Annotated in this window: 12 protein-coding genes; 7 read left to right on the top strand and 5 right to left on the bottom strand. The window is 43.3% G+C overall.

The window, feature by feature from the left end:
- Positions 1 to 34 precede the first annotated feature (34 nt).
- Positions 35 to 1,354, bottom strand: a complete 1,320-nt coding sequence (locus J3P43_RS07825) for a right-handed parallel beta-helix repeat-containing protein (RefSeq protein ID WP_255900963.1) — start codon at positions 1,352 to 1,354, stop codon at positions 35 to 37.
- A 76-nt stretch (positions 1,355 to 1,430) separates the two neighbouring features.
- The gene (locus tag J3P43_RS07820) at positions 1,431 to 1,652 is read right to left on the bottom strand and encodes a VF530 family protein (protein WP_255900961.1); all 222 of its coding nucleotides are present in this window, start codon (positions 1,650 to 1,652) and stop codon (positions 1,431 to 1,433) included.
- Positions 1,653 to 1,751: 99 nt separating this feature from the next.
- Between J3P43_RS07820 and J3P43_RS07815 the strand changes: the two genes are divergently transcribed.
- From J3P43_RS07815 to J3P43_RS07805, 3 genes are all read left to right on the top strand, one after another.
- On the top strand, positions 1,752 to 2,975 hold the full coding sequence (locus J3P43_RS07815; protein WP_255900959.1) for a metallophosphoesterase: 1,224 nt from the start codon (positions 1,752 to 1,754) through the stop codon (positions 2,973 to 2,975).
- A 54-nt stretch (positions 2,976 to 3,029) separates the two neighbouring features.
- Positions 3,030 to 4,004 carry a GlxA family transcriptional regulator gene (locus J3P43_RS07810; protein WP_255900957.1) on the top strand — a complete coding sequence of 325 codons (975 nt, stop codon included), beginning with the start codon at positions 3,030 to 3,032 and terminating at the stop codon, positions 4,002 to 4,004.
- 126 nt (positions 4,005 to 4,130) lie between these two features.
- Entirely contained in the window at positions 4,131 to 5,345 is a 1,215-nt protein-coding gene (locus tag J3P43_RS07805) for an MFS transporter (RefSeq protein WP_255900956.1), read from the top strand.
- Between the two features lie 130 nt (positions 5,346 to 5,475).
- Here J3P43_RS07805 and J3P43_RS07800 read toward each other — a convergent pair whose 3' ends face one another.
- Positions 5,476 to 5,673 (bottom strand): hypothetical protein, encoded by a 198-nt coding sequence (locus tag J3P43_RS07800; protein ID WP_255900955.1) that lies wholly within the window; start codon positions 5,671 to 5,673, stop codon positions 5,476 to 5,478.
- Between the two features lie 636 nt (positions 5,674 to 6,309).
- On the bottom strand, positions 6,310 to 7,125 hold the full coding sequence (locus tag J3P43_RS07795) for an SDR family oxidoreductase (protein WP_255900953.1): 816 nt from the start codon (positions 7,123 to 7,125) through the stop codon (positions 6,310 to 6,312).
- A 134-nt stretch (positions 7,126 to 7,259) separates the two neighbouring features.
- On the opposite strand from J3P43_RS07795, the gene J3P43_RS07790 reads away from it, so the two are divergent.
- The 4 genes from J3P43_RS07790 to J3P43_RS07775 all read left to right on the top strand — a co-directional run bounded on the left by J3P43_RS07790 (position 7,260) and on the right by J3P43_RS07775 (position 12,446).
- A complete protein-coding gene (locus J3P43_RS07790) occupies positions 7,260 to 7,718 on the top strand; it encodes a (2Fe-2S)-binding protein (RefSeq protein WP_255900952.1) in 459 nt (152 codons plus the stop codon).
- Between the two features lie 2 nt (positions 7,719 to 7,720).
- Positions 7,721 to 9,868, top strand: coding sequence for a xanthine dehydrogenase family protein molybdopterin-binding subunit (locus tag J3P43_RS07785; RefSeq protein ID WP_255900950.1), 2,148 nt, complete (start codon positions 7,721 to 7,723; stop codon positions 9,866 to 9,868).
- 170 nt (positions 9,869 to 10,038) lie between these two features.
- Positions 10,039 to 10,893 (top strand): alpha/beta fold hydrolase, encoded by an 855-nt coding sequence (locus J3P43_RS07780; RefSeq protein WP_255900947.1) that lies wholly within the window; start codon positions 10,039 to 10,041, stop codon positions 10,891 to 10,893.
- A 335-nt stretch (positions 10,894 to 11,228) separates the two neighbouring features.
- A complete protein-coding gene (locus J3P43_RS07775) occupies positions 11,229 to 12,446 on the top strand; it encodes an aminotransferase-like domain-containing protein (RefSeq protein ID WP_255900945.1) in 1,218 nt (405 codons plus the stop codon).
- A gap of 119 nt (positions 12,447 to 12,565) precedes the next feature.
- Here the strand turns inward: J3P43_RS07775 and J3P43_RS07770 are convergent, their stop codons facing one another.
- Positions 12,566 to 14,062: a trypsin-like peptidase domain-containing protein gene (locus J3P43_RS07770; RefSeq protein WP_255900944.1), complete on the bottom strand. Its 1,497-nt coding sequence runs from the start codon at positions 14,060 to 14,062 to the stop codon at positions 12,566 to 12,568.
- Between the last annotated feature and the right edge of the window lie 47 nt (positions 14,063 to 14,109).

Below are 14,109 nucleotides of genomic sequence, written 5' to 3'. Positions count from 1 at the left end.
TGTTCCAAAAGCCTGTAATCTTGAGCGGTTCAAATTAGCGGACTTCCAAATATCCCAAATCCGGTTTGTTTCCTTTATAAGTAAATCCGATATCGAGGCCTGCATTAACTAAGTCGCTTCCTCTCACCAGTCGCATAAACTGTACATCCGGGAGGCTTCCATCCGCTTTGCGGGGTTTAATTAGTTCGGATTCGTCCAAACCAGCGAAGTCTTTTGCATCCACTTTTACAGGAAGATTAAAATAATTATTCCGAACGTCGGATTGTTTAACATCCAGCTTATCAACCTCTGTTAGCCGCGCCTTATATCCAAGGTTATTACGCATTAGATGGCCATAGCCCGGCACATCCGTTTTGTTGTCGGCTAAACGGTTTAACATGTTGTAATTTACCGAATTGTTGTAAGCCGAATTATTGAACCAATCGCTTCCGGCAGTATGATGATTAGAATAGAAACCATTGGCTTTGTTGCGTACGGCCAGGGAAAAACGGATAATATTCCGCGGAATGGGGACGGGTAATGTACTGGCGGCCCTTGATCCGTAACCGCCCGCTTTAAAGCCATTTCCGTCTGCACGACTTTTAAAGTCGGGGGTATAGCCATTATACATCGCCCAGCAGTTTTCAAAAATCACCGGCTCGAAAGAGTTAATGCAATCGTAGCCGTCGTCACTATTGAACCATGCCCGGCATCCTCTGAATATATTATTTACATCGCCTTTTTTTCCATGACTGCCAAAGCCATCGGTGTTTCCACCTCTGCCGCCTTCGGAAATATAATCGTAATTATTGTAGGCGTCGCAGTTTAAGATAAGGTTGTTAGATCCGGCCAGCAGGTAAAAGCCAATAGCCTGACCATCGTGCATGCTTAGCTGTTCGTAAATATTATTGCTGCCATGGTTCTGGAAACATTCTGATTGGGTATGGTTTAATAACGTAACCTGTACGCCAACCACTTCAAACCCCTTAAAATGGATAAACGAACCCGAGACGTAAAATGCAATTACACGGGTTGCAGGCTTTACATTTGTGTAGTTGAAAACAGGTCTTTCTCCCGGATAGGCCCAATATTTTATAGTAGCACCTTCTTTTCCGCTCTTGTTTAAGTAAGTGACGTAGGAATAAATCCCCTGTTTTCGGGTTATTTGCGATTCGCTCATGAAGTAAGTCCCGCCGCGTAAATAGACAGTGTCTCCCGGACTAACGGCTTCCTGAGCTTTTTGTATGCTCGAAAATGGTTTATTAATACTGCCCGGATTAAGATCGGAACCATTAATAGCCACATAAAAGGTGGCCGACTTTACCAGAGTGCTGCTAACTAGCAGCATCAGGAGCAAGAAAAGATTTTTTGTCATTAATTGGTTATTGAGCTACAAATATCTGATAAGCTATCCACAGCTTTTGTAAAATTGTGTTGACCGGGTTTATACCCTAACCCGAAGGCGGCAAGCTTTTAAGATATAAATCTTCTACTTTTTTTCTGGCCCATGGAGTTTTTCGAAGAAAGGTTAAACTCGATTTAATATTAGGATTATTGACAAAACAGTTAATCCGGACTTGCCTGGCCAGTTCGTTCCATCCATAACGTTCTACAAGATAGTTTAAAATTGCTTCAAGCGTTTTGCCATGCAAAGGATTATTTTTTTGATCCATACCAACGAAGTAAAGAAAAATAAAAATAATAAGATATGTTCAGGATTAGTTCGTCATTTGATTTAAGAGTTAATAATCAATCTTACACCACGTTACTTTATGCGTAAATTAAGTGTGCCCGTTTTTATCATTGTTTTAATATCTCTGCTTCTGGATTTTTACGTATTCCAGGGGCTGAAAGCGCTTTGTCATCCCTATAGCGGGGAGTTCCGTCTGGTAATATTCTACCTGTTCTGGTTTGGTTCGTTGGCCGTGTTAGCAGCTTTCGTTACTAATTTTTACAGAGCGATTCCCACAGGCAAGTTTACTCTGTTGTTTAACGCAGTGTTTAACGTGTTTTCGGCGCTATTTGTGTCGAAGCTGGCTTTCGCTCTCGTTTTACTCGGCGAGGATGTTTACAGGGTTTTTGCCGGGCTTATAGGCGAATATCCCTTGCGTTCAGATAGTTTTGGTCGTGCAGGACTATTGTTCGCCAGTATTCCCTTTCTTTCATTTATTTTTGGTGTAACGCGGGGCAAATACCATTACAAAGTACGGAAGGCGAGAATTTATTTGGAAGATCTGCCAAAAAGCTTTGATGGATTCACCATTACCCAAATCTCGGATATTCATGCCGGAAGTCTTGATAGCATAAAAGGAGTACAGCGCGGAATAGCCTTAATTAACGCTCAGCGTTCGGACCTGTTTGTGTTTACAGGAGATTTGGTGAACAATCAAGCTTCTGAAATAGAACCATGGATTGATGTTTTTGCGAAGATCGAAGCTACGCATGGCAAGTTCTCGGTATTAGGGAATCATGATTATGGAGATTATATACGTTGGGACAGCGCCGAAGAGAAAAGAAGAAATCTGGAGCAATTAAAGGCTAACCACGAAAAATTAGGTTTTCGTTTGTTGCTCGACCAACACGTTAAGATTGAGAAAGGAGGGGAGAGCATTGCATTACTCGGAGTAGAGAACTGGGGTCTGGGTTTTGGCCAGCGTGGTGACCTGGAGAAAGCATTGAATGGTTTGGACGATAAAACTGTAAAGGTTCTTCTTTCTCATGATCCGTCGCACTGGGATGCAATGGTAAAAAATCATTCAGGAAATATTCACGTCACGCTCTCGGGACATACTCATGGGATGCAGTTTGGAATAGAAATGTTTGGGTTTAAATGGAGTCCTGTAAAGTATCGGTATCCCAATTGGGCGGGTCTTGCTAGGGCCCACGGCCGGTATTTATACGTAAATCGGGGTTTTGGTTTTTTGGGGTTTTCCGGAAGAGTTGGCATATGGCCGGAAGTTACTGTCATCGAACTACATACATTGGCTCAATACTGAATAATATCAAAGCGGAAGGTTGACGGCATACTTGCTAAAACTTACCTTTATCATATGAAACACATTTCAATCTTAGTTCCACAGGGTGCTATCTTAGGTAGTCTTGAAGGTTCGCGCCAGTTGTTTACGCAGGTAAATGAGTTTTTTAAGGCCAAGGGCGCGCCTGCCTTGTTTGATGTAAACCTGGTCGGAATCAGTAAAGAAACACCTCTAAGCGGCGGTTCTTTTACAGCCAATACCAGTTTGTTGATTAAGGATGTTAAAAAAACCGATCTGATAATAATTCCCGCCATAGACGGCGACCTCACAGAAGGAATAGAAAAGAACCGGGCGTTTATTCCCTGGATTAAAAAGCAGTACGAAGGTGGGGCAGAGGTCGCAAGCCTTTGCCTTGGCGCATTTTTGCTTGCGTCAACGGGGTTGATAAACGGACGGAAATGTGCTACTCACTGGATGGCGGAAAGTGCTTTCAGGTCGATGTTTCCAGAGGTGACATTGGTTACCGAAAAAGTTATCACCGATGAGAAGGGAATATATTCGAGCGGAGGTGCTTTCTCTTATCTCAATCTCATTTTGCATCTTATTGAAAAATATGCTGGTCGGGATATTGCTATTCTTGCAGCGAAAGTATTTGCAATTGAAATTGAGCGTGATAACCAATTATCGTTTACAATATTTCAGGGACAAAAAGGACATGAAGATGAGCAAATAAGAAAGGCTCAGGATTTTATAGAAAAGAATTTTCAGGAAAAGATAACGGTAGATCAGCTCGCTTCTATGTTTGCACTTGGCCGAAGAAATCTCGAACGAAGATTTAAAAAGGCAACTTCCAATACAGTGGTAGAATATATTCAAAGAGTAAAGATCGAGGCAGCAAAAATCAGCCTCGAATCTTCACGCGAGAATATTAATGAAGTAATGTACAAAGTGGGATATACTGATACCAAAGCTTTTCGAAGCACATTTAAGAAGTTTACCGGGCTTTCTCCCATTCAATATAAGGGCAAATACAACCGGATGATGAATTGACGGTACCCCAAGCTCTGAATGTTCTTTTCCAAGACACCATAGTTTAACAGCTTTTTGTCAGCTTTTAGCTCTTTTATCTCCTTTTAGCCGGTATTTAATTACTATTGTCTGGCACACACACACAAAATGAACACAAAGGAGAAGATTATATTGTTGTTGCTTGCGGCGCTCAACTTCACTCATATACTTGATTTTATGATCATGATGCCATTAGGTAATTACCTGATGCCATATTTTGATATCTCGTCACAGCAGTTTTCTATGCTGGTAGCGGCGTATACTTTCAGCGCCGCGATCTCTGGTTTTTTGGCAGCTTTTTTTGTCGATAATTTCGATCGAAAGCAAGTTTTACTCTTTGGATATTGCGGTTTTCTTGTCGGTACCTTATGCTGTGCGGTGTCGCCTTCTTATATCGTTTTACTAATCTCGAGAGTTGTTGCTGGTATTTTCGGTGGTTTAATAGGAGCCCAGGTGTTGTCTATTGTGGCCGATTTGATCCCCTATCAGCGCCGCGGAACCGCCATGGGATTTATAATGGCAGCATTTTCTGTCGCCTCTGTATTCGGTGTTCCTTTTTCGCTATATCTTTCTAATATTTTTAATTGGCATGGGCCATTCTTTTTTGTGGCCGGAATTGGTTTAATTCTTCTTCCATTTCTGATAAAATATTTGCCTAAAATGGACGCTCATACTAAGGAAAAGAAAAAGCAGATAGCCCCCTTAGTACTACTGAAAGATATCGTTGCAGATAAAGATCAATTACTCGCATTATGTCTTTCAGCATCTATCATGCTCGGTCATTTTTTGATTATCCCTTTTCTTAATCCTTTTATGGAATTTAATATGGGGTTCAGTAAATCACAAACTCCAATGATTTATATGATAGGAGGGGCTTTAACACTGGTCTCATCGCCGGTTTTGGGCCGTGTGGCAGATAAAATAGGTAAGCATCGTTTGTTTGTGACAATGGCCCTGCTTGCGATATTTCCGATCGCGATCATTACTAATCTTCCTGCTATGCCATTTTTTCTTGTGTTGTGCGTAACCGGTTTCTGGTTTGTAGTATCCTCCGGACGCATGATTCCTGCGCAGGCAATGGTGAGTAATGTAGTAGAGCCGGGGCGGCGGGGTAGCTTTATGAGTATCAACTCGTCTGTTCAACAAATCTTCGTAGGGCTGGCATCCGTACTCGCAGGAATGATTGTGGTGAAATCTCCTTCAAATGCTATACTGAATTATGAGGTAACAGGATATATCAGTATTGCCATAACGCTGCTCAGCATTTTGTTCGTTGCAAAATTGAACACCCGGCTACAGCGTAAAGAGCCTAAGTCAAATTAGGACAAATGGCGAGGTGGCTCCCCGAGAGAAAAAGGAAAAGCCGCCTATTTTGTTAGGCAGCTCTGTAAAAATTATAGGAATATAAATTGGGTCTAATATTATCTCTGTATATATCGTCTGTTGCGACCAATTAATTTAGAGAAATGTTCCAATAAAATCCCTGCGCACCTTTGCTCTTTTGCGCCAGATAAATAACTTTTTTGTCGTTTACAAGCAGTTCGTCTTTAATCGTTGACACGCTGTTGTCTTTTGGATCTGGAAGGTTTTGTAAAATAAAGTTAATTGTTTCTGCCAATTCAACTTTCGGGTTTGTAGAACTTTTCCTCATGGGTAATAAATTTAAATGATTCTCTCGTGTTATATAATTCTTATTCTTCTCAGATTATTCCCTTTTCTAAACAGCAGAACATTATATGACAATTCGGTAGATGTCTAAATGAGTTGTTCTCAAGGATTTAGAAAATAGAACGTCCATTAAATAAGTATATTTTGCTTGACTAAAAAAAATTAAATGCGAGAGCCTTTTCAGAAATCGTGTTTCCTTCAGGACTTGAACCCATGAATCCGTACCGAATATCCCTATCGTATGAGTAATTATAAAACAGCAAGCCGGCTACAAATGTTTTTCAAAAACAAAATTTTTCATAATAAGTATTTGGACCCTCTGGGGAGTCAATACAATTATGAGTTTTTTAACACAAGGGATAATGAATGTCCATCGAGCAATAATAAATTTCTCAGGCCGTAACCTGCTGAAATGCATCAAACTATCCCGGATGGCTAACGCTGATAACAATGGAGAAGTTCTGTATTGGGACACTAATTATCAATAGGATTAATTTCCGGCAGAATGATCTAATTTCTGAAGCTAAAGGGATAGCCCCTGTATCGAGCCGTAAAGTAATACCCCATAAGCAATGGAGTTGGTAGTGGTAATTCGGGAAGCGGGGAGCAGGGTTTCTGGTTAACTTTTATCGAGCGTCCCCATTGGATATCCTACAACTGCATCCAGGTAACTGCTCGATACTATTTTCCACTTTGTGCGCTCGTCAATAAATTGCGGGATCGCCAGTCCGCTTTTTGCGGCTGCTTTCGTATAGAAATCCATCTTAGCAGGATGATCAGTGCAGCAGGCATTAAATGTGTAGCCAAAAGTATTTTTCCGTACAATTTCCAGCGTCAGTCCTATACAATCTTCCAGGTGAATCAAGTTCACCGGAGCTTTTCCATTAGGGATGTCCTTTTTTCCTGCAAAGAACCTGGCCGGATCGCGGGCGGGGCCGATAAGGCCTCCAAAACGGACGATTGTTGTCAGAAATGTGCTCTTCTGGCGAACAATACTTTCAGCAGCTAACATTGCCTCGCCCGATTCTGTATCCGGGTTTGGAGTATTATCTTCTGTTACCTCCATATTACAGTCGCCATATACCGCGGTCGAGCTAATAAAAATCAACCGTTTTACCTGATGCCTACAGGCGGCCTCTGTTATTTTTCGGATTTTTTCGGGATATAATGCTGCCTCGCCAGAGCTTCTTTTGGGAGGAATGCTGATAATCAGTACATCGCAATCGAAAAATTGGAGGTCATACGCTTCTTTCTCTGGTTCGAAAATCACCTTATATGGCTCTATTCCATGCTCATAAAGTGTGCTAAGCTTTTCGTCAGAAGTCGATGAACCTTTCACCTTAAATCCTTCGTCCAGCAGTTGTTTTGCCAGCGCAAATCCATACCAGCCACAGCCTAAAATGCTTATTGTTTCAATCTCTGTCGGGGCGCTCATCGTACGCCGCTAAATTACAATATTAATTTTAAGAGGCATTTTCCTGTCCTGCAAATAATTGATTAACGAATTCGTTACGTTAAATAAAAAGGACAAGATTTCTTTAATTTAGCTTACCACTAAATGTTTTATCCATGGCGAATTACAAGCTTCAAATTAACGGGCGCACTTACCAGGCAGATGTAGAACCAGATACACCGTTATTATGGGTGTTGCGAGATGATTTTGGATTAGTAGGCACCAAGTATGGCTGCGGAATTGGAGCATGCGGAGCCTGCACGGTTCATTTAAACGGACAGGCAATACGGTCTTGTACTCTTCCTGTTGCCGCTGTGGGAACACAAAAGGTGGTTACTATCGAGGGATTGTCTCAAAATGGAGATCATCCTGTGCAGAAAGCTTGGGACGAAGTTGACGTAGCGCAATGCGGATATTGCCAGGCCGGCCAGATTATGACAGCTGCGGCATTTCTAAAAAATACCCCAAAACCCACAGCAGACCAGATTGATAATGCTATGCACGCCAATATTTGCCGTTGCGGCGCTTATCACCGAATAAAAGAAGCAGTTAAGTTAGCCAGTACTAAAGCATAACCATGGCACAATCAACCAGCAGACGTGATTTTTTAAAAATGGCAGCAACCGCCGGAGGTGGATTGGTGCTTGGATTTAATTGGTTCAGCGCAAAAGCTGAGATGCCTTCAGTAGTTTCAAAAACTGTATTGGCCGCCGGAAAAGCAGAGTTTAATAGCTTTCTTACGATTTCCAGCGACAATATCATCACTATCTTCTCCCCAAATCCCGAATTAGGACAGAATATAAAAACGTCATTTCCGATGGTGGTGGCAGAAGAACTGGATGCAGACTGGAAAACGGTTAGTGTAGTTCAGGCTGCTCTGGATACTAAAAAATTTCAGCGTCAGGTTACGGGCGGAAGCGGTGCAGTGCCTCATTCCTGGATGATCTTGCGTAAAGCAGGCGCTACAGCTCGGGCGATGCTGGTCGAGGCAGCTTCAAAGCGATGGAATGTGCCTTTGAGCGAGTGCAGCGCAAGCGATGGTTTTGTAATTCATTCTACCTCCGGTAAAAAATTAAACTACGGTGAATTAGCAGAAGAGGCTTCAAAATTGGCCGTCCCATCCGACGTTAAACTTAAAGACAGGAAAGATTTTAAGTTGATCGGTAAAGCTCTGAGGAACGTTGAGAATAAAAATATAATTACCGGAAAACCTATGTTCGGTCTGGATTTTCATCGCGAAGGGATGCTTCTTGCAATGATTCAGCGCCCCGAAGGTTTTGGTATGAAAGTGAAGTCTGTAGATGCAGCGGCGGCTAAAGCCATGCCCGGTATTATCGATGTTGTAACCTTTAAAAATAAGGTGGCTGTGGTGGGTAAGTCTACCTGGCAAATAAACAAAGCCCGGAAAGCTCTAAAAATAGAATACGAAAAAGAAGGTAATATTGAAAGTTCTGCCGACCATGATAAGATCTTTGCTGAATTACTGAATAGCGACAAGGCACAGGTTCGAAGAATGGAGGGCGATGTGGAATCTGCTTTCAAGAACGCAGCAAAGGTTATAAAAAGTGAATATCAGTGTCCGTTTTTGCCACATAATCCAATGGAGCCGATGAACTTCTTTGCCCATGTTCGCGAGGATGGGGTAGAGCTTGCCGGGCCCACTCAAACACCCGATAGCGCCCGAAAGGGTGTTGCAAGGCTGCTGAATATTTCGGAGGACAAGGTTACCGTAGAGATTACCCGTCTGGGAGGTGGGTTCGGACGAAGGCTAATGACCGACTATGTGCTGGAAGCTGCAGAGCTTTCGAGTATTATTAAAGCTCCGGTTAAGGTGATCTGGACCCGGGAAGATGATATGGCCGGCGGATCGTACCGTCCTTCGGTTCGGTATCGCTTTGAAGCAGCCTTAGACGCTTCAGGCAATATGGTAGGATATAAACTGCGGGGCGCAGGCATCAACGCAGGCAATCCCACCCGCGAGAATAACTTCCCGTCGGGCGCGGTTGATCACCTTTTGATTGATTCTATTGAACATAAATCACCGATAACAACAGCGCCTTGGAGAGCTCCGATAACTAATTTTTTGGGATATGCCGAACAGGCTTTTCTGGATGAGGTTGCCGAGGCCGCTAAGAACGACCCCATCGAATTTAGATTGGGATTGCTGGAAAAGGCTAAAACATCTCCCGCCGGCGCTGTCCGTTACGATATTGACCGGATGATCGGCGTGATTAAACTGGCTGCAGAAAAATCCGGATGGGGAACCAAAAAAGATGTGTCGCAGGGATTTAGTGTTTATTTTTCACATGCTTCGTATGTGGCTCAGGTTGCGGATGTACTTGTGAAGGCCGGCAAGCCCGTTATTCAAAAAATTTATGCCGCAGTAGATTGTGGCGAAGTTATAAACCTTAGCGGAGCCCGCCAGCAGGTGATGGGGGGAATTGTGGATGGACTTGGTCATGCCATGTATGGCAACCTCACTTTCAAAAACGGTGTTCCAGATCAGAATAATTATAACAAATACCGCTTAATCCGGATGAAGGAGGTTCCCGAGGTGGATGTATTCTTTGTGAATAATGGTATTTCGCCAACCGGTCTTGGAGAGCCTGCACTCCCACCAACCGGGGGAGCTGTGGCTAATGCAATTTTTAAAGCAAGTGGCAAGCGTTTAAAGAATCAGCCTTTTATTTTAGAAGAACCTTATGCGAAGGCTAAGTCGGTTTAAGAATACTTATGGAGGTCGCTTCGGGTAGCGTCTTTTACTTTATGGTATTACAAGAGCTTTGGATATCGAAAATCTATGGTTCTGAGATGTTCCGATGCCAAACTTTTCGATAAGCAAACATTCTGCGTTTCAGTGGGTTTGTATATAGTTTTATCTATAAAAATCACCAAATGAAATTTATCACATCTCAAAATGCAGACGGAACACCGCTTAATCTATATTACGAAGATTGGGGTTCAGGAAACCCTGTAGTTTTTATTCACGGCTGGCCGTTAGATCATCAAATGTGGGAGCATCAAATGCGTGTGCTTCCGGAAATGGGTTTAAGATGTATTGCTTACGACCGCCGGGGATTTGGTAAATCTGATAAACCATGGAATGGTTATGATTACGACACCTTCGCCGACGATTTAAAAGCAGTTCTGGATCAGCTTGAACTTGAAAATGTAACTTTGGTTGGATTTTCGATGGGAGGTGGCGAAGTAGTAAGATATTTTAGCCGTCATGGCGGTGCGCGAGTGTCTAAAGTAATTCTCCTTGCATCGATAGTGCCCTATACCCTTAAAACAGAGGATAATCCGGATGGAGTCCCTTTAGAGGCCTTTCACGAAATGATTAGTAATATCCAGGAAGATCGTGCTTCTTTCTTGTCCGGATTTTCCAAGATGTTTTATGGGGTAAATCTGATAAGTCATCAGGTAAGTCAGGCGATGCTCGATTGGAATTTGATGCTTGCGATGCAGGCTTCGCCTAAAGCTACAATTGATTGCGTTCACGCTTTTGGTGAAACAGATTTCAGAACTGAAATGCACACTGTCAACGTTCCTACACTTATTATTCATGGCGACAGCGACAAAATTGTGCCTATCGAACCCACCGGCGAGCAGGCAGCACGCCTTATTTCGGGTGCAAAATATATTGTTTATGAAGATGCGCCGCACGGTTTGTTTCTAACTAACAGGGAAGAGCTCAATCAGGATTTGTTAGAATTTATATCCGAAAAAACGCCTTCTGCCGTTTTGTAGAAATTTATATTTCATTGTAATTTATAAGTTAATCTTCTATATTTGAAAGATATGAAGCAAAATCTATATATCATTTCTGTCGTTGCAGTCGCACTAAGTGCTGATTGACGGGGGTGTTATATAAAAACATAAATTAAAACCCGTCCAGATTTGGCCGGGTTTTTTTTGTTATTACAAAATGGATAAAAATCAATATATCAGTTTTTCTGCAGTCATTCTGGCAATTGTCGTGGTGGGGTTATCCTGGCGGGGAGATTGATATAGGAAATAATAGCCTTTAATTCATCAGCCTTCCGCCAAAAACGGGAGGCTTTTTTTGTACATAAATAAATCATATGAACCCCACAACACAACAAAATGCATTTGCAAGCCGGGTAGACCAGGTTCCCCAATCGTTTATCCGCGAGATTTTAAAAGTAGCGTCCGATCCGCGAATAACTTCTTTCGCCGGCGGATTGCCTAACCCCGCGTTATTTCCCGTAGCCGAACTTGCCGAATGTGCCGCCCATGTTTTCAATGAATATGGCCCCAAAGCACTTCAGTACGCAGAGTCGGAAGGGCTTTATTCCTTACGGCTAAGTATCGCAAACCGGTACAAACAACTGTACAACCTTGATATTTTGGCAGAGCAGGTTTTAATTACCAATGGGTCACAGCAAGCTCTCGACCTGATTTGCAAGTTATTTCTAAATCCGGGAGATAAAGTTCTGGTGGAGCGGCCGGCGTATCTTGGGGCTTTGCAGTGCTTTGCTATGTTTGAAGCAGAGTTGCGGGAAATAACTCTGGAAGAGGACGGCATTAATACGGACGAACTTGCCGGGGTTTTGAGAACAGACCACGTGAAGTTGCTTTATGGGGTTCCGAACTTTCAGAACCCTACCGGGATTAGCTATAGCGATCAGAAACGACAAAAAGTAGCTGAAATTCTGAAGGCTTATCAAACCGTATTTGTGGAAGATGATCCTTACGGCGAACTCTCATTTAACGAAGAAAAGCGAATGCCTGTTTATTCTTATTTGCCCGGGCAAACCATATTGCTCGGGTCTTTCTCTAAAATTATCGCTCCTGGTTTACGATTGGGATGGATGATCGCCAGTCCTGAAATTATTAAAAAAGCGACCATTTTAAAACAAGCATCAGATCTGCATTCGGGTAATCTCACGCAATTTATTCTCAACGAGTTTTTGAATCGGTACAACCTGGATACGCATATAAGCTGTATCAGGGCTACATATAAGCGTCAGCGAGATACTATGCTGGAATGTTTACATCATCATTTCCCATTCGCTGTGAGCTACACGCGGCCTCAGGGTGGAATGTTTTGCTGGCTCCGTTTACCTGAAGGCCTTTCTGCGAGAGTGTTTTTGGATTTGGCTCTTAAAGAACAAATCCTGTTTGTGCCGGGAGATGCATTTTACGCACACAATCCCGACAAGCAGACGTTGAGATTGAATTTTTCTAATGTTGAAGAGCCTAAGATGGTTATTGCCCTGGAAAAGTTAGGAAAGGTGATCGCTGCGCAGCATGTTGATTCTATAAACGTAACGACATAGGGAAGTCGCGGACTAAGCGAAAGATATCTTTTGTGAAAGTTATAAAGGGTGTCGAAAAAGTACGTTATTTCTACTTCGTCACAGTAAAGATAATCGTCTTCATCGACACCCCGATTAATCTAAGCTCCCAAAGGGAAATTAACCAGGTACCGCATTCCCTCCGGACTGATCACTTCGAGCCTGGCTACGCCGTTCCTTGATAAAGCAAGTGCAGCATCCAGTTCGGCAGCGTTGTTTACCGGTCGTCCGTTTACCTGGGTAATTATGGTATTTCTGGTTAAGCCATATCTTTCAAAGAAACTTCCCCGTTCTACTGCTGTAACCAGTAAGCCAGAGTTTAACCTGTAATACTGTTTTGCCCTTGCTGGCAAAGGACTAACGCTGACGCCCAATTTGCTTCGTAGCGCTGTTGTGCTGGTGCTTCTGGCAAGCCTTTCTGTTTCTTCCTCTCCTTTCAAAGTTGCGCTTGTGGTAGTAGTCCGGCCGTTTCTAAGGTAGGTGAGTTCAACCCTGTCGCCAGGCCGATGTCTCGCTATTCTTTCAGAAAACTCCGACGAGGAATTAACTCGTACACCGTCAATACTCTGGATAATGTCTCCGGCCCGTAAGCCCGCCGCTGCGGCTGCACCGCCGCTTTGTACATCCATAATATATACTCCCTGAACGGAGCCTGGATTTATACCTTGCTCGCGTAATCGCTCATCTTCGGTCGCGGGGGTAGGAAAGCTAACTCCCAAAAAGCCACGTCTTACCTCGCCGTAGCTCCGCAGGTCATTAATTACCTTTTTTGCCAGATTGATAGGAATAGCAAAACCATAGCCTGCATAACTTCCGGTTTGCGAAGCAATAGCAGCATTTATCCCTATTAACTGGCCATTGGTATTTACCAGCGCTCCTCCGCTGTTTCCGGGATTAATAGCGGCATCTGTCTGGATAAAAGATTCTATGGCAGTGCTTACACCCGGGGTAGCACCAGGATTTCCCTGACCCGGTTGGTCGAGGATCCCTATACTCCGGCCTTTTGCACTTATTATGCCTGCTGTAACAGTCGAATTAAGAGATAAGGGATACCCCACAGCAAGAACCCATTCACCCACCTGTACTTCATCAGAATTCCCCATGGCAACTACCGGTAAATTCGAACCCTCCACTTTTATAAGGGCCAGGTCGGTGCTGGGATCACGGCCAATCAGTTTGCCTGCAAAAGATCGCCTGTCGGGCAATACAACTTCTATTGCAGAAGCGTTTTCAACTACATGGTTATTTGTAACGATATATCCATCGGCGCTTACAAGTACCCCCGAACCCGACGCTCGTGCAGGTGTGCCTGAACCCGGGCCGCCAAAAAACTCTTCTATTGGATTACGCCTGCTTTGCGAGCCGGTATAGGTTGTCTTGATATGTACAACGGCTGGTGTTACTGCGGCTGCCGCCTGCGTGAATTCGGTTGCAGCCGGGGAGGGCGTTTCTGTATAGTTTGCGAAGTTGACTTTGTAATTGTTTTCCGGCAGAAGCTCGGGGCTTTCGCTTTCTCTGTTGTCAATATACCTGTATCCTCCGACGGCAGCTACGGCGGATATTAAACCTGTTGCAAGTATTAATCCTATGTTCTTCATAATCTTCTATTTAATCAGTGATAACGACTGATTGTCATAAAATGAGA

Origin of the sequence: Paradesertivirga mongoliensis (genome assembly GCF_024436395.1) — a bacterium.
GTDB classification, from domain to species: domain Bacteria; phylum Bacteroidota; class Bacteroidia; order Sphingobacteriales; family Sphingobacteriaceae; genus Paradesertivirga; species Paradesertivirga mongoliensis.
Note: the sequence above shows the minus strand (reverse complement) of the source record. Positions and strands in the feature narration are given on the sequence as shown.